This is a genomic window from Cryobacterium sp. MLB-32 (assembly GCF_000738085.1).
Classification (GTDB): Bacteria; Actinomycetota; Actinomycetes; order Actinomycetales; family Microbacteriaceae; genus Cryobacterium.
Genome location: NZ_JPRS01000495.1, coordinates 1 through 652 on the forward strand (window position 1 = coordinate 1; position 652 = coordinate 652).

At 60.6% G+C, this 652-nt stretch carries 1 pseudogene; it reads right to left on the minus strand.

Annotated elements, in window-relative coordinates:
- Nucleotides 1-114: 114 nt before the first annotated feature.
- Nucleotides 115-652 (minus strand): annotated as a pseudogene (locus JF66_RS19605) (reductase); the annotation flags it as partial.

Genomic DNA, 652 nt, shown 5'->3' on the forward strand with positions numbered 1-652 from the left:
TCAAGTGCGAAAGCCCTCACGACATGGAGCTCCAAGTGTGTCACACGGGAACCCCCTACGGGAATCAAACCTGTGACGTCTTGGAGGTGGTTTGACTAGGTTTCGGTGGGGTTGTTACGCGTCGAGCTCGGTGAGGAGAACTTGCTGCTCTTGCTGGGTGAGGCCGGATCGGCGTTCCCGATCGAGTCCGCGAGCCCGTTCATCCTTCAGCACATCCTGGAGGGTGTTCTGCAGTGAACGCTCGGTTCCGCCTGCCTCGACAAACCGGCTGCGGCTGCGCCGAGCGAAGGCGGTGTCGCTGCGGGGAAGCCACAGCGGCAGGGATCGCGGGCCAGCCCAGTAATTGATCTCGTGCGCGGCCAGCCAGTCGTCTTCGGCCGTGATCAGTTCACCTGTATGGCCTGCAACCCCGGCGGCGGCCAGCAGGACCGCTGAGAAATCACGTTCGCTTCCAACGACGTTGTAGATTCCGGTCAGACCGCGCTGCCCCGCACTAATGAGCCATTCAGCAAGATCCCGGACGTCGATGAACTGCACATACCGATCTTTAGCATTCGGCACAAGAACGGGTTGCACCGGAGCAGCGGCAAATCTGGACACCCAATAGCTGAATCGGTCACTCATATCACCTGGCCCCACGATCAGGCCAGGT